At 74.3% G+C, this 18,898-nt stretch carries 15 protein-coding genes; 9 read left to right on the top strand and 6 right to left on the bottom strand.

Annotated elements, in window-relative coordinates; genetic code table 11:
* The first annotated feature begins 2 nt into the window (after positions 1–2).
* The 5 genes from QE370_RS05750 (at position 3) to QE370_RS05730 (ending at position 5,126) form a co-directional block, all read left to right on the top strand.
* Positions 3–695 (top strand): response regulator transcription factor, encoded by a 693-nt coding sequence (locus tag QE370_RS05750; protein ID WP_253025940.1) that lies wholly within the window; start codon positions 3–5, stop codon positions 693–695.
* Positions 695–2,134 carry a cell wall metabolism sensor histidine kinase WalK gene (locus tag QE370_RS05745; RefSeq protein ID WP_253025942.1) on the top strand — a complete coding sequence of 480 codons (1,440 nt, stop codon included), beginning with the start codon at positions 695–697 and terminating at the stop codon, positions 2,132–2,134. The genes QE370_RS05750 and QE370_RS05745 overlap by 1 nt, the downstream gene beginning before the upstream one ends.
* 124 nt (positions 2,135–2,258) lie before the next feature.
* Complete coding sequence (locus QE370_RS05740; protein WP_309633746.1) at positions 2,259–3,785, top strand: trypsin-like peptidase domain-containing protein; 1,527 nt, start codon at positions 2,259–2,261, stop codon at positions 3,783–3,785.
* 180 nt (positions 3,786–3,965) lie between these two features.
* Positions 3,966–4,895: a DMT family transporter gene (locus QE370_RS05735; protein WP_309633745.1), complete on the top strand. Its 930-nt coding sequence runs from the start codon at positions 3,966–3,968 to the stop codon at positions 4,893–4,895.
* A gap of 18 nt (positions 4,896–4,913) precedes the next feature.
* Positions 4,914–5,126, top strand: coding sequence for a DUF2945 domain-containing protein (locus QE370_RS05730; RefSeq protein WP_067853169.1), 213 nt, complete (start codon positions 4,914–4,916; stop codon positions 5,124–5,126).
* A gap of 116 nt (positions 5,127–5,242) precedes the next feature.
* Here QE370_RS05730 and QE370_RS05725 read toward each other — a convergent pair whose 3' ends face one another.
* Together QE370_RS05725 and QE370_RS05720 are read right to left on the bottom strand one after the other, a co-directional pair.
* Positions 5,243–5,449, bottom strand: a complete 207-nt coding sequence (locus QE370_RS05725) for a DNA polymerase beta superfamily protein (RefSeq protein WP_309633744.1) — start codon at positions 5,447–5,449, stop codon at positions 5,243–5,245.
* Positions 5,450–5,454: 5 nt separating this feature from the next.
* Positions 5,455–7,359, bottom strand: a complete 1,905-nt coding sequence (locus tag QE370_RS05720) for a chorismate-binding protein (protein ID WP_309633743.1) — start codon at positions 7,357–7,359, stop codon at positions 5,455–5,457.
* 207 nt (positions 7,360–7,566) lie between these two features.
* On the opposite strand from QE370_RS05720, the gene QE370_RS05715 reads away from it, so the two are divergent.
* From QE370_RS05715 to QE370_RS05705, 3 genes are read left to right on the top strand one after another with little or no spacing between them, the layout of a single operon-like run.
* Positions 7,567–7,770, top strand: a complete 204-nt coding sequence (locus QE370_RS05715) for a CopG family transcriptional regulator (RefSeq protein ID WP_253027178.1) — start codon at positions 7,567–7,569, stop codon at positions 7,768–7,770.
* A complete protein-coding gene (locus tag QE370_RS05710) occupies positions 7,767–8,141 on the top strand; it encodes a type II toxin-antitoxin system death-on-curing family toxin (protein ID WP_253027179.1) in 375 nt (124 codons plus the stop codon). The genes QE370_RS05715 and QE370_RS05710 overlap by 4 nt, the downstream gene beginning before the upstream one ends.
* The gene (locus QE370_RS05705) at positions 8,120–9,439 is read left to right on the top strand and encodes an ArgE/DapE family deacylase (RefSeq protein WP_309633742.1); all 1,320 of its coding nucleotides are present in this window, start codon (positions 8,120–8,122) and stop codon (positions 9,437–9,439) included. Before QE370_RS05710 ends, QE370_RS05705 begins: the two co-directional genes overlap by 22 nt.
* A 93-nt stretch (positions 9,440–9,532) precedes the next feature.
* On the opposite strand, the gene QE370_RS05700 is transcribed toward QE370_RS05705, so the two are convergent.
* The 3 genes from QE370_RS05700 to QE370_RS05690 form a co-directional block, all read right to left on the bottom strand.
* Entirely contained in the window at positions 9,533–10,477 is a 945-nt protein-coding gene (locus tag QE370_RS05700) for an aminoglycoside phosphotransferase family protein (protein ID WP_309633741.1), read from the bottom strand.
* Positions 10,474–12,081 carry a metallophosphoesterase gene (locus QE370_RS05695; RefSeq protein ID WP_253027053.1) on the bottom strand — a complete coding sequence of 536 codons (1,608 nt, stop codon included), beginning with the start codon at positions 12,079–12,081 and terminating at the stop codon, positions 10,474–10,476. Before QE370_RS05695 ends, QE370_RS05700 begins: the two co-directional genes overlap by 4 nt.
* A gap of 151 nt (positions 12,082–12,232) precedes the next feature.
* A complete protein-coding gene (locus QE370_RS05690; RefSeq protein ID WP_309633740.1) occupies positions 12,233–12,877 on the bottom strand; it encodes an ATP-binding domain-containing protein in 645 nt (214 codons plus the stop codon).
* Here QE370_RS05690 and QE370_RS05685 point away from each other — a divergent pair.
* Positions 12,831–14,459, top strand: a complete 1,629-nt coding sequence (locus QE370_RS05685; RefSeq protein ID WP_309633739.1) for a hypothetical protein — start codon at positions 12,831–12,833, stop codon at positions 14,457–14,459. The genes QE370_RS05690 and QE370_RS05685 overlap by 47 nt on opposite strands.
* On the opposite strand, the gene QE370_RS05680 is transcribed toward QE370_RS05685, so the two are convergent.
* Positions 14,446–18,798, bottom strand: coding sequence for a carboxypeptidase regulatory-like domain-containing protein (locus QE370_RS05680; RefSeq protein ID WP_309633738.1), 4,353 nt, complete (start codon positions 18,796–18,798; stop codon positions 14,446–14,448). The two genes, QE370_RS05685 and QE370_RS05680, sit on opposite strands and share 14 nt — an antisense overlap.
* Positions 18,799–18,898: the final 100 nt, after the last annotated feature.

Raw genomic sequence — 18,898 nt, 5'->3', positions numbered from 1 at the left:
CCATGCGCATCCTGGTGGTCGACGACGACCGTGCCGTCCGCGACTCGCTGCGGCGCTCCCTGGAGTTCAACGGGTACACGGTGGAGCTGGCGTCCGACGGGGCCGAGGCGCTCGCCGTCGTGCCCCGCACCGACCCCGACATCATCGTCATGGACGTGATGATGCCCCGGCTCGACGGCCTGGAGGCCACACGCGCGCTGCGCAGCGCCGGCAACGACGTGCCCATCCTCGTCCTCACCGCGCGCGACGCCGTGAGCGACAGGGTCGACGGCCTCGACGCCGGCGCCGACGACTACCTCACCAAGCCGTTCGCGCTCGACGAGCTGCTGGCCCGCGTCCGCGCGCTGATGCGGCGCTCCGCGCGCCAGGCGGAGCTCGAGGCCGACGAGCAGCCGCTGGAGTTCGCCGACCTGACGCTGGACCCCGTCACCCGCGACGTCACGCGCGGTGGTCGGGCCATCTCGCTCACCCGCACCGAGTTCGCGCTCCTGGAGCTGTTCATGCAGCGCCCCAAGCGCGTGCTCGAGCGCTCGTTCATCCTCGAGGAGGTGTGGGGCTTCGACTTCCCGACCACCGCCAACTCCCTCGAGGTGTACGTCGGCTACGTCCGACGCAAGCTCGAGGCCGAGGGCGAGCCGCGGCTCCTGCACACGGTCCGCGGGGTCGGGTACGTGCTGCGCGAGACGCCGCCCTGATGAGCGAGCCGGACCGGACGGACGCCCCCGACGGACGTCCGGGAGTCATGGACGCCGCTCGCCGGCGCATCCACCCCTTCACGGCACGCGCCTCGCTCGCGCTGCGCGTCGCCCTGCTCACGACCGGCGCGGTCGCCGCGGTGCTGGCCGTGGCGAGCGCGACGGTCTACATCACGGTCCGCGCCGAGCTGGAGGACTCCCTCGACGCCTCGCTGATCAAGCGGGCCGACGCCGCGGTCGCGGCCGGCTACTCGCCGTCGACGATGTCGACGGCCGACACCGACCTGCTCGCCGTCTTCGGCATCCGGTTCATCTCCGTCGAGGGTGGACGCATCTTCACCCGGCAGACGCAGACGAACGTGCCGTTCGACGAGCGCGAGATCCAGGTCTCGCTGGGCGAGGAGAAGACGTCCCAGCGGACCGCGCGCATCGCCGGCGTGCCCTACCGGATCGTGGCGGTGCAGGCCGGCCCGGGACAGGCGCTGGTGCTGGCGCAGTCGATGGAGTCGACGCAGCGGTCGCTGGAACGGCTGAAGGTGATTCTCCTGCTCACCAGCGCGGTGGGCATCCTCGTCGCGGGCGTGGCCGGCTGGGTGGTCGCCACCAACGGCCTGCGGCCGGTCCGTCGGCTCACCGCGGCGACCGAGCGGGTCGCCCGCACGGCGCAGCTGGAGCCGATCGAGGTCACCGGCTCCGAGCACGACGAGCTCGCCCGCCTGACCTCCTCGTTCAACCAGATGATGCTGGCGCTCGACGCGTCGCAGCAGCGCCAGCGCCAGCTCGTGGCCGACGCGGGGCACGAGCTGCGCACCCCGCTGACCAGCCTGCGCACGAACATCGAGCTGCTCGGCCAGGCCACGGAGCGCTCCGACCGCGAGCTCAGCATCGAGCAGCGGCGCGAGATCATGGACGACGTCCGCGCCCAGCTCGGCGAGCTCACGACGCTGGTCGGCGACCTCGTGGAGCTCGCCCGCGACGAGCCGCTGCACCGCGCGCCCGAGCCCCTCGACCTGGTCGACGTCGTCGAGCAGGCCGTCGAGCGGGTACGACCACGTGCCGGCAGGCTGGTGCTCGACGTGCGGCTCGAGCCCTGGGACGTCATCGGCGAGGCGCACGTGCTCGAGCGGGCCGTGACCAACCTGCTCGACAACGCCGTCAAGTGGAGCCCCGAGGGCGGCACGGTCACCGTGCGCCTGCGCGACGGCGTGCTGACGGTCCGCGACGAGGGTCCCGGCATCGCCGCGGAGGACCTGCCGCACGTCTTCGAGCGGTTCTTCCGCTCCACCGAGGCGCGCACGATGCCCGGCTCGGGCCTCGGGCTGTCGATCGTGCACCAGGCCGCCGTGCGGCACGGCGGGTCGGTGCGCGCGGAGTCGCCGGCTTCCGGCGGGACGGTCGTCACCTTCGAGCTGCCGGCCGCGGACGCCTCCCCCGCCTGAGGCGCACCGGCTGCACCACGCCGGCCGGCGCGCTCGACCGGCCTGCCAGGACGGACGCACGGTTCTTCCGTGCCTCACACGTGCCGCTCAGCGGGGTCTCAGCGATCGGGGAGAATGTTGTCCCATGACCGACCAGAACGATCCCTTCGCCGATCGCCCCTACACGCCGCCGACGCAGCGCGGTGAGGGCGACGCCCCCTCCCCCGGTGCGGAGGGGACCTCCGAGCAGGCCCCCCAGGGGGCCGCGGACCACACGCCGTCCGGTACCCCGGCCGACCACGAGCCCACGGTGCAGACCCCGGTCGGTGAGCACCCCCACCCCACCGTCGAGCAGCCGGCCGCGGCCAGCGCCGACGAGCAGCCGACGACGCCGCAGCCGGCCGCCACCCCCGTCCCCCCGGAGTACGCGCATCGCTACGAGGCACCTGCCGCCCCCCAGGCCGCTGCCCCGGCCGGCGAGCCGACGGTCGTGCTCCCCGGCGGTGGCGGCGGCGCGGTGCCCCCGGCGTTCGTCGCCCAGGAGGCCGCCCCCGCGCCCAAGCCGCGCCGCCGGGGCACGCGCCTCGTGGCAGCGGCCGCCGCGATCGTCCTGCTGGGCGCCGCCGGCGGTGCCGGTGGGTCCGCGCTCTACGACCAGCTCACCGGCGACTCCGGCACCAGCCCCGTGGTCAGCTCGCTCGACTCCGACAGCAGCAGCAGCGACGCGCAGGCGACGAGCGGCCAGGTCGAGAAGGTCGCGAAGGCGGTCCTCCCGTCGGTCGTGCAGATCAACGTCGCGGGCGGCAGCGAGGCCGGCTCCGGCACGGGCATCATCATCAGCAGCAACGGCAACATCCTCACGAACAACCACGTCGTCGAGGCGGCCGCGCAGCAGGGCACCATCACGGTGGCCTTCAGCGACGGCACCACGTCGTCGGCGCAGATCGTCGGCCGCGACCCCAAGACCGACCTGGCCGTCGTCAAGGTCGACCGCACCGGTCTGACGCCCGCGACCTTCGGCAAGTCCTCCGACCTCGCCGTCGGGGAGGAGGTCGTCGCGATCGGCTCGCCGTTCGGCCTCGAGAGCACCGTGACCAGCGGCATCGTCAGCGCGCTCAACCGGCCCGTGTCGTCCTCCGACGGCACCGGCCAGAACACGACGGTGTTCCCCGCGGTCCAGACCGACGCCGCCATCAACCCCGGCAACTCCGGCGGACCGCTCGTCGACCTCGAGGGCCGGGTCGTGGGCATCAACTCCGCGATCCGCTCGGGCGGCACGACGTCGGCCAGCGCCGGCTCGATCGGCCTCGGCTTCGCCATCCCGATCGACCTCGCCAAGAGCGTCGCGGACCAGCTGGTCAAGGGTGAGCAGGTCGAGCACGCGCTCATCGGCGTCACCGTCCGGCCGGCCGTCTCCAACGACGAGATCACCGGCATCGGCGCCGAGATCACCGAGGTCAACCCCGACAGCCCCGGCGCGAAGGCGGGCCTGGAGCGCGGCGACATCGTCACCGCCATCAACAACCAGCCCGTGGGCAGCTCCGACGCCCTCGTGGCCGGCATCCGCGGCTACCGTCCGGGCGAGCAGGTGACGCTCACCTACCTGCGCGACGGCAAGAAGGCCGAGACCCAGGTGACGCTGGCCTCCGACGGCGGCGCCACGGCCGACTGACCTCGGCCCACCGACCGGCGGCACCCCCCGGCCGCCCCGACCTCCCCGGACGCCCGGCACCGGCGTCCGGGGAGGTCCTTCCTCGTCGCGGCGCGTCGGTCGGGGGCAGCGGCAGGATCTCGCAGGACGATGTCCGGATCCCGCGCGACACCGACCGCGCCGCGGTCCTAGCGTGGTCCGGTGACCAGCTCCCCCACCGCGTCCCCCGCACCGCCGACGTCGACCGAGCGCGACTGGTCGCTCGCGGCGATGGGCGTCACGGTGCTGCTGTGGGCGTCGGCGTTCGTCGGCATCCGCGCGGTCGCCGACGTCTTCGAGCCGGGCCCGCTGAGCCTCGGACGCCTGCTCGTCGGCGCGCTCGCGCTGGTGGTCCTGGCCCGTCCGTGGCGGCACCGGCTGCCACGGGGGCGCACGCTGGCGCTCGTCGTGGTCTACGGGGTGCTGTGGTTCGGCGCGTACAACGTCGCGCTGAACGCCGGCGAGACCTACCTCGACGCCGGGACCGCGGCGCTCGTGGTGAACATCGGCCCGATCCTCATCGCGCTGCTCGCCGGCATCGTCCTCAAGGAGGGCTTTCCGCGACCCCTGGTCGTCGGCATGGCGGTGGCGTTCGCGGGCGTCGTGCTCATCGCCACGAGCACCCGCCACGACACGTCGGTGCAGACCGCGAGCACGACCGGCGTGCTGCTGTGCGTGCTCGCGGCCGTGCTCTACGCGGTCGGCGCGCTCACCCAGAAGCCCACGCTGCGGACCGTCGCGCCGGCGATGTCGGTGTGGATGGCGTGCACCATCGGCGCCGTCGTCTGCCTCCCGTTCGCGCCCGCCCTCGTCGACCAGGTGGGGTCGGCATCGGCAGGCGACGTCGCGTGGCTCGTGTACCTGGGCGTCTTCCCGACCGCCATCGGGTTCACGACGTGGTCGTACGCGCTGCGCCGGCTCTCCGCCGGACAGGTCGCGTCGACGACCTACCTCGTGCCGGCCGTGGCGACGCTGATCTCCTGGGTGCTGCTCGGCGAGGTGCCGGCGCCGCTCGCCTTCGTCGGCGGGGCGCTGTGCCTGCTCGGCGTGGCCATCACCCGGCTGCGACGTCGAGGTGCGGCGACGTCGTGACGACCGCAGGGTGGGTGCATGACGAACATCAAGGTCGGTGACCGGGTGAGCTGGGACAGCCCCCAGGGACGTACGCAGGGCAAGGTCGTGGAGCGCAAGACCAAGGACTTCCAGCTCGACGGCCAGCAGTGGCGGGCCAGCGAGGACGAGCCCAAGCTCGTCGTCGAGAGCGAGAAGACCGGCGCCAAGGCGGCCCACGAGCCGTCGGCGCTGAACAAGCTGAAGAGCTGACGCCTCCCCCTCCAGCGGTAGGTGGCCCACCTCATCCGGCTGGGCGGTCGATGACACACCCTTCGACGTCGCCGAAGGGTGTGTGACCTACCGCTGGTGCGGGAGAGGTGGGCTACCTACCGCTGGGACGGGCTCACGTGGGCGCGCCGCACGTACAGGAACCGGGCGTCGTCGTCGCTGTCGGGCGACGGGAAGCCCCAGGCTCGGCTGCCGCTCTCCACGGCCCACCCGATGCGGACGCCGTGCTCGAGCTCGACGCCGTCGAGGCGCGCGTCGACCTGCGCGACGACGTCGGGGTCGAGCGAGGCGGGGACGGCGCGCACCACGGTCAGCCCAGGAGGTCGAGGACGAGGTCGCGCAGGATCGCGAACCCGCGCTGGGTGAGCACCGACTCGGCGTGGAACTGGATGCCGTGGAAGTGCGGGCCGGCCACGTGGTGGATGTCGCCGGTCGCCTCCTCCCGCTCGACCGTCACGCCCGGGGGCAGCCCCGCGGCGCCGACGCGCGCGACGAACGTGTTGTAGAAGCCCACCGTCTCGGGTCGCCCGAGCACGTCGAGGCGTGCCTGCGTGCCCTGGAAGACGATGTCCTTGAACCCGAGCTCGAGGCCGAGGTTGCGGCTCAGCACCTGGTGGCCCAGGCACACCGCCAGGAAGGGCTGCTCCGACGCCAGCAGCCCGACCACGACGTCGTCGACGACGGCGATCTTCGCGTCGCCGACGTCGCGCGGGTCGCCGGGGCCGGGGCCGACCACGACGAGGTCGTACTCGTCGAGCGAGCGGCCGGAGCCGACCCAGTCGGCGTACGTGTCGTGGCGGACGACGTCGGTGGTCATGCCCAGCACGCCGAAGACGTGCGACAGCATGTTGACGAAGTCGTCCTCGCCGTCGACGACCACGACGCGACGACCCTGCAACGACGGCTCTGGCGCCGCGCCGGACTGGTCGGACAGCCAGAACTGGCTCAGCCGGGCGTTGCGCTCGCCGAGCGCGATCAGCACGTCGTCCTCGCGCGTGAACGCGTCGAAGCCCTCCACCGGCCCGGCCGCGGGGGTGGGGGCGTCGACCAGGCCGAACGCGCTGAGCACGCCCGACGCCTTCGCCCACGTCTCGGCCGTCTCGTAGTCGGGGTCGGAGTCGCGCACCAGCGTCGCGCCGGCCGTGACCTTGAGGTTGCCGTCGAGGTCGACGTCGGCGGTACGGATGAGGATGGGGGCGTCGGCACGCTGCAAGCCCTCGGCGTCGCGGCCGACGAGCGCGGCCACCGACGCGTAGTAGCCGCGGCCGTGCTCCTCGTACTGCTCGATGAGTCGGCACGCGTTCTCGACCGGGCTGCCCGTGACGGTCGCCGCGAACATCGAGTCGCGCAGCACCTCGCGCACGTCGCGGTCGGTGCGACCGGCCAGCAGGTACTCGGTGTGCACGAGGTGGCTCATCGGCTTGAGGTACGGGCCCAGGACGAGGCCGCCCTCGTGGCAGATGTCGCACATCATCTTGAGCTCCTCGTCGACGACCATGAAGAGCTCGTAGATCTCCTTCTCGTCGCGCAGGAACTCCAGCAGGGCCGACGTCTTCTCGGCGTGCGTGGTGAGGCCCTTGGTGCGGAACGTGCCGCTGATGGGGTTCATCCGCACCTGGCCGGCCTCGACGCTCACGTGCCGCTCGGGGCTCGCGCCGACGAGGTAGCGGTCGCCGGTGAAGACGAGGAAGGTCCAGAAGGCTCCGCGCTCCCGCTCGAGCAGACGACGGAAGACGGCGAGGGCGGCGTCGTGGCCCCAGTCGGCGATCTTCGCGCGGTAGTGGCGGCCGACGACGAGGTTCGCGCCCTCGCCCCGCCCGATCTCGTCGTCGATGATCTGGCGCACCATCGCCGCGTAGTCGGCGTCGGAGGTCTCGAACCCGCCGCGGTCCTCCAGTTCGACGCCGCCGTCGGGCAGCGTCGGGAGGAGGTCGGCGAGCGGCAGCTCGTGGAGCACGTCGGCGCGGACGACGCGCAACGGCGTGCCGTCGTCGTGCGCGGCGAACCCACGCTCGCGCGCCTGGCGGAACGGCACGAGCACCAGGTGGTCCCACGTGGGACCGTCGGCGGGGACCCCGGCCGCGAGCGGCACGTCGGCGAGGTTCTCGACGTCCTCGTAGGCGCCGCCGACCAGGGTCACCGTGTCGCTGTCGCGCACCCGGATGAGGGCGAACGCGGGCTGCTGCTGGAGCTCGCTGACGAGCGGGTGGGTCATGGGTCAGTCCTTCGGGTCGCCTCGGCCGCGCCGGGACGGAGAACGCCCAGACCACTCGGCTGAGGGGTCTGGGCGTGGGGTCGCGTGACAGGCCTCCTCTACGAGAGAGGACGCCACCAGCGGATGACCAGGGTGCGGTCGCAGCGCGATGTCACGGTCGCAGCCTAGCGCCTTGAGCGAGTGATACCACGCGGATACCATTGACTCATGGCCATGACGCTGCGACTCACCGACGAGCAGGACGCCGCGCTCACGCGGCTGGCGAACGCCCAAGGCATCAGCAAGAACGAGGCGGCCACGCGCGCCATCGAGGAGAAGGCCGCGCGGATCTCGCGGGAGGAAGAGGTCCGGCGGCTCACGCGTGAGGCCATCGAGCAGTACGGCCCGCTGCTCGACCGCCTCGCCCAGTGACGCAGTACCTGGACCTCGAGCTCCTGCTCCTCGTCGCCGACGAGGCAGGACTTCAGGCCGTTCGCGACCCGGGTCTTCTCGACTCGGCCGCGCACCGTCCGCGGACCACGGTCTTCGGCGAGGATGCCTACCCCACCCTCGACGAGAAAGCAGCCGTGCTGCTCGAGTCGATCGTGCGGAACCATCCACTGGTGGACGGCAACAAGCGTCTGGGTTGGCTCGCGACCGTCCTGGTGTACCGACTGAACGGCGTCAGGCTCGACGCCCCCGAGGATCCTGCCTACGACCTCGTGATCGGCATCGCGGAGGGCAGGATCGACTACCACGCGAGCGCTGCCAGACTTGCCTCGTGGACATCGACGCCGACCTGATCCGTCGCGACCTCGCGCAGCTCGTCAGCTACCCCAGCGTGGGCGGCAGCGAGTCGGAGGCGTCCGTGCAGCGCTGGTGCGCCGCGACGTTGCAGGGTCTCGGGCTCGAGGTCGACCTGTGGCAGCTCGACCTCGAGGAGCTGCGCGCCGACCCCGACTACCCCGGCGAGGAGGTCGAGCGCGAGGAGGCGTGGGGCTGCGTCGGCACGTGGCGCCCTGGGGACCCCGGCGGGGGTGCCGGGCCACGGGCGGCAGAAGGACCCGGCGGGGGTGCCGGGCCACGGGCGGCAGAAGGACCCGGCGGGGGTGCCGGGCCACGGGCGGCAGAAGACACCGTGCCGGAGCTCGTGCTGAACGGGCACGTCGACGTCGTGCCGCCGGGCGACGCCGACTGGTGGACGGCGCACGACCCGTGGTTCCTGCACGAGGCCGACGGCCGCTGGTACGGGCGGGGCACCTGCGACATGAAGGGCGGCGTGGTGGCGATCCTCGCCGCGGTCCGCGCGGTCGGTGACCGGCTGACGAAGCCGTTCGCGGTGCACCTGGTGGTGGGCGAGGAGGATGGCGGCCTGGGGACGTTCGCGACGCTGCGCCGCGGCCACACCGGGCGGGCGTGCCTGATCGCCGAGCCGACGGCCGGAACGGTGGTGAGCGCGAACGCCGGGTCGCTGACGTTCCGCCTGGAGGTGCGGGGCAAGGCCACGCACGGCTCGCGGGCGGGGCACGGCGTCAGCGCGGTCGAGCTGTTCGAGCAGGTGCACGCGGCGCTACGGAGGCTCGACGCGGAGCGGAACGTCGACCCGCCGGCACCGTTCACGGACCGGCCGTGGCCGCTGTCGGTGGGCGTCGTGCAGGCGGGCGACTGGGCGAGCACGGTGCCCGACCTGCTCGTCGCCGAGGGCCGTTTCGGGGTGCGACCGGCCGAGTCGTTCGCCGACGCGATGGCGGTGTTCGAGGCCACGGTCGCGGCCGTCGACCATCCGTGGCTGCGCGAGCACCCGCCCGTCGTCACCTGGCCGGGCGGCCGGTTCGCGGCCGGCGCGCTGCCGGAGGGCCACCCGTTCGGCGCGACGGTGCGCGACGCGGTCGTCGCGGCGGGCGGCGAGGAGCCGCTGTCCGTCGGCGCGCCGTACGGCTCCGACCTGCGCCAGTACGCGGCCGCCGGCATCCCGACGGTGCAGTACGGCCCGGGGAACATCGAGGACGCGCACGCGGTCGACGAGTCGGTGCCGATCGACGAGGTCGTGCTCAGCGCCCGCGCCTACGCGCACCTGCTGCTGCGCCACTGCGGGCGGTAGGTCTCACGCGTCATCTCGTCGCTGTGCGACGTCTGACCTACCTCCCGGCCGGGTTCGGCGCGTCACCTACCGCCCGGGGGCGGGACCGAGCCGTCAGTCCTGCACGGCCTTCGCGATGGTGACGCAGCGGGTGGTCCAGGCGCGGTCGGCGGCGTCGAGGGCTCGGCCCGCCTCCTGCGCGTCCTGGAGGGTCCAGAGGGCGTTGAGCATCATCCGCACGACCACCCAGTCGCGCACCCGGTGCTCGTCGAGCCCGGCGACGTCGACCACGGTGTGGAAGCGGCGGCGCACGGCGAAGCGCACGTCACGGGCCGAGGCGACCTCGTCCCACCGGTTCCACAGCAGCGGGGCGGGCTCGTAGGCCGGGTCGCCGCTGATGCCCTTCGGGTCGATCACGAGCCACGGCACGCCGCCCCCGCCCGGACCGTCCGCGCGACGGCTGGCGAGGACGTTGGCGTCGTGCAGGTCGGCGTGGACGGTCAGCCCGTCGGTGCCGGGATCGCCCGCGAACGCGCGGCCGAGCGCGACGGCCTGCTGCACGAGCCGGCGCGGGGCGGGCACCTCGTCCTGCGCCGCGGCCAGCTGCTCGGTCCACCGCCCCACCAGCGTCGAGAGCGGCACCAGACGACGTGGCGCGCTGACGTGCAGGGTGGCGTAGAGCCCGGCCACCACCTCGCAGGCGTCCAGCGCCGGCAACGACGACAGGGCCGTCGGGCCGGCGCGCTCCAGCAGCAGCGCGCCACGGGCCGGGTCGGCACGCAGCATCCGCACGGCTGCGCGCCCGTCCCACGTGGTCAGCGTCAGGTGCTCGTGGCGGGACTCCTCGTCGACGAACCCCACCTTCAGCACCGCCTCGACGCCGCGCTCGGTCCGCACCGGCAGCACCAGCGCGACCTCGCCGTGCATCGGCGCCCCGTCGACCCGCAGGCCCCACTCGGCGAGGAGGTCGTCGACCGTCCGCGGCAGGGCGTCGACGAACGCGGCCCAGCGCGGACCTCGCCGGGCGAACGCCGCGACCGCGGCCGGCAGCTCGATCACGGCTGGACGGGAGCCTCCGGGTCCTGGTCCTCGGCGGTCGGGTCCTCGGTGGGATCTGGGTCGGCGGGCGACGGCGAGGAGGTGAGCGGCAGCTCGGTGTAGTCGCCGACGTCGATGACCCCGGCGGGCGTGAAGGTGACCACCTGCAGCCCGACCGGCGCGCCGTCGGCGTCGAAGGTGACGATCGTGACCTGGGCGTCGCGCCGCAGGCTGCTGCCGAGGGCGATCGGTAGGACCGCGCCGCCGGTGGTCCCGGTCGTCAGCCGGGTGGTGGACCTGCCGTCGGGACCGGCGATCGCCCGCGGGCCCACCTGGTAGTGCAGGTGCCCGGTGAGCACGAGGTCGACGCAGCCGCTGGCCGCCACCTTGCGCCCTGACGCCCACGAGTGGACGGCGAGCACGCCGACCCGCTCGCCACGCTCGTCGGCCTCGCACGCGGTCGTCGTGAGCTCCTCGTCCTGGTCGTCGAGGGCGGTGTCGCGGGTCTTCGCGTCCTCGGTGTAGCCGGTGAGGGTCGTGCCGCGCGGGTCGGTGTCGCCGAGGAAGCGGACGCCGCCGACCTCGGCGGGCTCACCGTCGAGCACGGTGAAGCCGGCGTTCGCCTGGTCCTTCGTCGTGCGCCGTGAGTCGTGGTTGCCGCCGATGGAGACGACGTCGAAGCCCTTGAACGCGCGGGCGAGGGAGTTGATGCTGAAGGTCTCCCAGGCGCCACCCTGGGAGGTGTCGTCGCCGAGGTCGATCAGCAGGCGGGCCTGGGCGCGGTCGGCGATGTTGCGGGCGACGGGGTCCATGCCGATGTTGTCGTGCCGGTCGGTGACGACGAGCGCCGTCGTCTCGCCGTCCTCGGGTTCACGGACGCGCACCTGCGTCGCCTGCTCCTCGAGCGCGCCGTAGAAGCTGACGGAGTCGCGGTAGAGGTACAGCGCACCCTCCACGAGCGCACGGCTGCTCGTGGTGGCGCTGCCCTGGGCCAGCTGCAGCCGGTCGAGCACGGGGTCGGCGGGCAGCTCGGGGAACACCTCGCGCGCCGCGGTCCACGTCTGCGCGGGCTCGGCGTCCTGACGCTCGGGCAGGCTGACCAGCACCAGCGCGCCGACGACGACCACGACGGTGGCGACGCCGCCCGCGACCTGCCCGCGCGACGGCTGCACCATCTCGCGGCGGATCCGACGTCGACGGTCGGCACCGACCGCGCGCCAGCCGAGCACGAGGACGGTGACGGTGAGGACGCCGACCCCCAGGCCACGCAGCGCCGCCTCGGCGGCCATGTCGGTGACGGCGGCCGTCACCTCGCGCACCTCGCCGCTCGGCTGGGCGGCGATGGCGGCGTCGCGCTGGAGCAGCTCCTCCAGGCCCACCGCGTCGGAGTCGCCGAGCCGGACGTTCACGCCGACGCCGAGCGGCGCGTCGACCGGGACCCGTACCTCCGGCAGCAGGGGTCCGAAGTCGATCGTCGCGTGCCCGTCGACCTGCGGGCTGACGACGGCCTGGTGCGCACCGATGGTCAGGTGCCGCTCGCTGTGCAGGAACGTCGACGTCGCCACCGGCAGTCCCGTGAGGACGGCGGCGGCGAGCAGGACGAGGCCGACCGCGATCTTGCGCACCCGTCCACCCTAGAAGGCGTCCCGCCGGTCCCCCCGCCCAGCCCGAGGTCCCCGCGTTTTGTGGACTTGGTGACGGTTTCTCGAGCAGAAACCGTCACCAAGTCCACAAAACGCGGGGAGGGCTGGAGGGGCGGGGCGGGGTGGGGTCGGGTCAGGAGACGCGGGAGAGCCAGGTCTGGGTGGTGCCGACCGTGGTGAGGAGCTGGGTGGCGCGGGTGAGGACGACGTAGAACGTCCGCCAGCCGGCCTCGGACTCCGCGACGATCGCGTCGGGCTCGACCACGACCACCGCGTCGAACTCCAGGCCCTTGGTGTCGAGCCCGTCGAGCACCCGTAGCCGGTCGTGGGCGCCCAGCCGGTCGGCCAGACGGGCCCGCAGCCGCGGCAGGTCGGCGCGGGCGGCGACCACCGCGACCGTGCCCTCGACCCGCTCGAGCATCGTGTCGGCCTCGGCCGCGACGGCGTCGAGCAGGGCGGCGTCGGCGACCCACTCGTGCCGCGGCGCCTCGCCCGTGCGACGCACGGCCTCCGCGAGGTCGGCGCCCGGGATCGCGACCTGCGCGACGTCGGCCGCGAGGTCGTAGATCTCGGCGGAGTTGCGGTAGTTGGTCGAGAGCCGGAACCGGTGCTCGACCTTGCCCTCCAGCGCGGCGACGCGAGCCTGCTCGGCCTCGTCGGCGTGCGGCCACGACGACTGGGCGAGGTCGCCGACGATCGTCCAGCTGGCGTAGCGACCGCGCCGGCCGAGCATGCGCCACTGCATCGGCGAGAGGTCCTGCGCCTCGTCGACCAGCACGTGCGCCGTACCCGTCGTCGTCGATGCTGGTGGTGGAGCGCAGCTCGTTCTCGACCTCGCGCTCCCGTCGCTCGAAGCTCATCAGCTGGCGCGGCACGTCGTCGTCGCGCTCGTCGTCGGGCGGCACCTCGCCCAGCAGGTAGCGCAGCTCGTCGATGAGGGGGACGTCCTCGATGGCGGGGACGCCCGAGGCCCACGACGTGACCATCGCGTCGAGCTCCTCGCGGGAGAACGCTCCGTTGGCGAGCTCCCCGACCCGCTTGGGCAGGGTGCGCCAGAGCTCGACGGCGTCGACCGGCGGCCACCACGCCTCGACGAAGTCGACGTAGCGGTGGTCGGTGGTGAGCTCGTCGAGGAAGCCCTCCTCGCCCTTCTCGAGCGCCCGCTCGCCCGACACCTGCTGCCACAGCGCCCGCGCCACGGCGGCCGGCGCCTTCGGGTACGCGCGGTTGCGGGGCAGATTCGAGAGCAGCCCACGGCGGATGTTGGCGAGCTTCTTGGCGTCGAGGACGAGCACGTCGTCCTTGTAGAAGTAGCGGAACGACGTCGGCTCGCCGGGCTGCGGCGACGTGGCCAGGCGCCGCAGCACGGGCAGCATGCGCGACGAGCCCTTGGCCGCGGCGGCGACCGGCTCGTCGTGCTCGCGCGCGCCGACCCCGTCAACGACCTCGCCGAGCGAGCGCAGCGTCACGGCGGTCTCGCCGAGGCTCGGCAGCACCCGCTCGATGTAGCTCATGAACACCGACGACGGGCCGACGACGAGCACGCCGCCGGACTCGAAGCGTCGGCGGTCGGTGTACAGCAGGTAGGCCGCGCGGTGCAGCGCCACGACGGTCTTGCCCGTGCCGGGGCCGCCGCCGATGATCGTCGCGCCGCGGCTGGGCGCCCGGATGGCCTCGTCCTGCTCCTTCTGGATCGTGGCGACGACGGAGTGCATGGTGCTGTCGCGGGCCCGCGAGAGGCTGGCGAGCAGCGCGCCCTCGCCGACGACGACCATGTCGTCGGGGGCGTTCTCCGCGTCGAGCAGGTCGTCCTCGACCCCGACGACGGTCTTGCCCGAGCTGCGCAGGACGCGACGGCGCACGACGCCGGTGGGGTCCTGGGCGGTCGCCTGGTAGAACAGCGCGGCTGCCGGCGCACGCCAGTCGACGAGCAGGATCTCGCGGTCGGCGTCGCGGACACCGATCCGGCCGATGTACCGGGCCTCGCCGCCCTGCAGGTCGAGGCGGCCGAACACGAGGCCGTCGTGCGCGGCATTCAGGGCCGACAGGCGGCGGGTGGCCTGGAAGACCATCGCGTCACGCTCGACCAGACCGCCCTCGTTGCCGACGTGCCCACGGGCGAAGCCCTCGGTGACGAGCGACTGCGCCACCTTCGTGGACTCGTCGAGGCGGCCGTAGACGACGTCGACGTACGCCTGCTCCGCTGCGATCTCTGCGGCGGCCTGCTGCTCGGAGGACACGCCTCTCCTCGGCTCTCGTGGGTCGTTCTGCGAACTCCCCATGATACCCGCCGCCCGCCCACGAAAACCCCACCGGTCCGGGGTTGGTGGGACGCCCGTCCTGTCGTCAGCGCACGGTGACCAGACGGTTGGTCGAGCGGGCCTCGACCTTCGCGTCGCCCCGGTACTCCACCATGTAGACCCGCGTGCCCTTGGCCTGCCCGGTGACGGTGACGACGGCGCGACGCGTGCCCCGGTAGGTCGTGAGGGTCGCGCTGCGCAGCGTGCGCGAGCCGAGCCGGACGCGCACGGTCCCCGTGGGGGTGGCGCCACTCGCGCGCACGACGACGGTGAACGTCGCGCTCCGGCGACCTCCGGTGCTGGTGACGGCGAGGGCGGGCTGCGCCTTGACGGTCCGCGACGCCGACGTGCGCGACCCTGTGACGTGGCCCGGTCGCGTGGCGGTCACCCGGACGGTGAGCGGACGTCCGAGGTCGGCGGTGCCCGCGCGGTACGTCGGACCGGTCGCCCCCGTGACGGCCTTGCCCGACCGCAGCCACTGGTACCCGAAGGACGTCGAGCCGGTCGTGGGGTCGCCGGCGTCCCACGTGCCGGGCGAGGCCGTGAGGGTCGAGCCGGGTCGGGCGGTCCCGGTGACGGTGGGCGCGGTGCGGGCGGTCAGGGCGGCGGGAGCGACGGTGCGCGCGGCCGACGTGGTGGTCACGGGCTGCTGTCCGTCGACCCGCCCGACGACCTGGAGCGCCACGGCGCTGCCGACGTCGTCGAGCCCGAGCCGGTACGTGGTGCCCGTCGCGCCGTCGACGGGGCGGCCGTCGCGCAGCCACTGCCGGGTCGTCGTGCCCGGCGTGCGGCTCCAGACGGGCTCGGTGCTGCCGAGGGTCGACCCGGTCGTCGCGTCACCGGTGAGCACGGGGGGCGAGGTCGCCGTCAGCGGCGGGTCGGTCACGGTGCGCGCCTGCGAGACGACGGTGAGCGGGGTGTAGCCGGGCGCCGAGGCGGTCACGCGCAGGGCGAGCGCGTGGCCGACGTCGGCGGCCGTGGGCACGTGCTCGCTGCCGGTGGCGCCCTCCACGGCGACGCCGTCGCGCAGCCACTGCCGGGCGAGCGTCACGTCGGCCGGCGACCACGTGCCGCTGGACGCCGTGGTGCGGGTGCCGACGACGGGGTCGCTCGTGAGGGCGGGCGGGGAGGTCGACACGAGCGTCGCGGGCGCGACCGTGGCGGGCGCGCTGACGGCGAGGGCGGAGCGGTACCCCGCCCGCGAGGCGACGACGCGCACCGCGACCGCGCGGCCGACGTCCGCGACGCCCGGCACGTAGCTGCGGCCGGTGGCTCCGGTGACGGGCGTGCCGTCGCGCAGCCACTGGAAGGCCACGTCGGTCGCGGTGGGTGTCCAGGTGCCGGGATCGGCGGTGAGGGTCCCGCCGACGGCGGCCCGTCCCGTGACGGTCGGTGCGGCGCCCGACCGCAGCGTGCCGAGCTCCGAGCCGACGACCACGTCGACGCCCGGTGTGAGCGACCCGGCGACGACCTCGACGTCGGCAGCCGAGGAGAACGCGGTGCCGCCACCGTGGTGGGTCGTGCGGAACGGCTCCTGCCGCTCGACGACCCGGACCCGGTACCGGCCGGACGGCAGCTCGACCTGGTACGCGCCGTAGCCGGGGGTCGTGCGCTCCTGCTCGACCCAGCGTCCGGCCTCGGTGTCGAGGCGGAGGAACACGGCCTCCAGCTCCGGCGGCGGCGCGTCGACGAGCACCGCGGCGTCGCTGATGCTGCCCGTGACCCCCGTGGCGGCGGCGAGGGTGGCGTCGACGCCGTCGACGTCGGTGGACGCCACCCGGACCGCGCGAGCTGTGGCGAGGTCGGGGCCACCGGCGAAGGTCGTCGCGTACCCGAGCGGCAGGCCGTAGAAGCCGACCCGGTAGACGCCGGGCGGCACGGCGAGCGCGTACCTGCCGTCCGTGCCGGAGACCGCGCGGCCGACGACGACGGCGGTGTCGTCGCGGGGGTCGTAGCGCCAGGCCCGCACCTCCACGCCGGCGGCCGGGCGGGCGTCGGGTCCGAGGAGCCGGCCGGTGACGGCGCGCTGGTCGGCGAGCGTCACCGTCCGCGTGGTGGTGCCCGTCGCGAGCGCGAGGGACGACAGGGTCCAGCGGACGTCGCCGTCGAGCACCACCTCGACCGTGTAGGTACCAGCCGGTGCGGCCAACGCGTAGGCCCCGGTGTCGTCCGTGGCGATCTCGGCCACGACGTCGCCCCCGGCACCGGCGGCGTCCAGCGGGCGGACGAGACGGACCACCGCGTCGCCCACGCCGGCACCGGACGCCGTCTGCACCCGACCGACGAGGCGGGGGTTCGCGGCGAGGGTGACGTCGCGGCCGGTGAGCGTCGCGCCGTCGGCCACGACCACCCGCGTCGCCGACGCCCAGGTGCTGGCGCCGGCGAGGTACTCGCCCCGGTGGTCGCCCGAGGGGTCCTCGAACGCGAGCACGTACCGCCCGGCGTCGACCTGCACCTCGTAGCGACCGGCGGAGTCGGTGCGCGCCGAGGTGACGGGCACGAGGTCGTCGCTGCCGCCCTGCAGCACCCGGACGTCCACCCCTGCCAGCGGTCCCGACGGGCCTCTCACGGTGCCCTGGACCCGGGCACTGACCATCTCGAGCCGGACGTCGCGGCCGACGAGCGCCCCGGCGACGACGACCGACGACGCGGCGCCGACGGTCGCGGAGCCCGGGCCGAAGGTGGTGCGGTGGCGGTCCGCCGAGAAGCCCAGCCGGTAGGTCCCGTCGGGCAGGAGCAGCCGGTACCGGCCGTCGGCGGACGTGGTGGTCTCGTCGAGCACGACCCACTCGCCGTCGCGCAGCACCGAGGCGCTCACGCGCGCCTCGGCCAGTGCGGCACCCGTCGCGGTGGTGACGGTGCCGCGGACGCCGGAGCGTGACCGGGCTGCCAGGACGGTGTCGCGCGCGAGCACGTCGGTGTCGCCGACCGTGACCGTGCACGCCGCCGCGACCGAGGCGGCGTCGTCCCAGAACTCGCCGAGCAGCTCGTCGGTGCCCTCGACCTGCAGACGGTAGTCGCCGGGGACGACAGGCGCGGACCAGCGGCCGGAGGCGTCGGTCGGGACCCGGTCGGCGACGACCCAGCGGGTCTGGCCGGCGACGACGCGGGGCGCGTGCACGACGACGTCGGTGCGCACCGGTGCGCCGTCGGGGCCCGCGACCCGGCCGCGGATCGCGAGGGCGGGCGCGAGGTCGACGCCGCCGACGTCTCCGCCGCGCTGGCCGACGAGGAGCGGGTCGTCGACGACGCTGCGCGTCCACGTGCGGTAGCCGCGGGCGCGGACCTCCACCCCGTAGGCGCCCGGCGCGAGCGGCACGCCGAACGCGCCGTCGGGACCGGTCCGGTCGCGCGCGACCTCGTCGCCCGCCGCGTCGAGCGCGACCACGTCGGCGTCCTCCACGGGCTCGCCCGACGGGTCGCGCACCAGTCCGCGGGCCGTGGGCAACACGGCGAGGTCAGCGTCGAGGACCACCGGGGCCGAGCCGAGGTCGACCGGCGTGGCGTCGGAGCGTCGGGTCTGGTCGGCCCAGAACTCGGGCCGGTACCGGGCGTCGCCGGCGAACCGGAAGCTGTAGCGCCCGGCCGCCAGGCGCACCGACCAGCGGCCCTGGGCGTCGCCGGTGACGGTCTCCTGCTCGCTCCACAGCCCGGTGGCGGCGTCGCGGACGAGCACCGTGACCTCGGGGCGGCGCACGGCCGCGCCCCCTGCCGTCACCCGGCCTGACGCGACGGGCAGCGGGGTGAGCGTGACGTCGCGCCCGGGCACGTCGGCGGTCGTCACCGTGACCGGGTCCGACGCCGCCAGGGTCGCGCGGTCGTTCCAGTACTCGACGACGTGGTCGGGGCTCTCGAACGCGAACCGGTAGCTGCCGGACGGCAGCGGCACGGCCCACGTGCCGTCGGCGGCGGTCGTGACCGTGCGGACGGAGTCGGTCTCCACCGCGCTCGCGTACGCACGCACCTCGGCCCCGGCGACGGGCTCACCGCCCGAGCGGACGGTCCCGGAGACGACGGGGTACGGCGCGAGGCGCGCCGCGACCCCGGTGCGGCCCGACGTGCCGACCGTCAGGGCCGTCGAGGCGGCGAGGGTGGTCTGGTCGTCCCAGAACTCCGGCTTCCACCAGCCCTCGGGGTCGACGTACCCGACGGCGTAGGTGCCCGGCTCCACCTGGACCGACCAGGCCCCGGTGCTGTCGGTCGTCGCCTCCTGCACGGCCACGCCGGCACGCGTCGTGACGGCCACCTCGATGCCCGAGAGGCCGGCTCCGGACGTGCCGACGACGCTCCCGGACAACGCCACCGGCGCGGCGTGCGCGGGCGCGACACCGAGCAGCGTGGCCAGCACCGAGACGGCGAGCAGCACGCAGCCGCGCGCCGCAGCGCGTGAAGCACCCATGCGATCTCCCTTTTCGCACCAGGCGGACGAGCCTCCAGCATGAGCGGTCGGCGGCCGTGGCGCAGCGGAATCGCCAGAGTCGTGGCGAGGCCGGACGGTC

The organism is Aeromicrobium sp. SORGH_AS_0981, assembly GCF_031453195.1.
Taxonomy (GTDB): Bacteria; Actinomycetota; Actinomycetes; order Propionibacteriales; family Nocardioidaceae; genus Aeromicrobium.
Note: the sequence above shows the minus strand (reverse complement) of the source record. Positions and strands in the feature narration are given on the sequence as shown.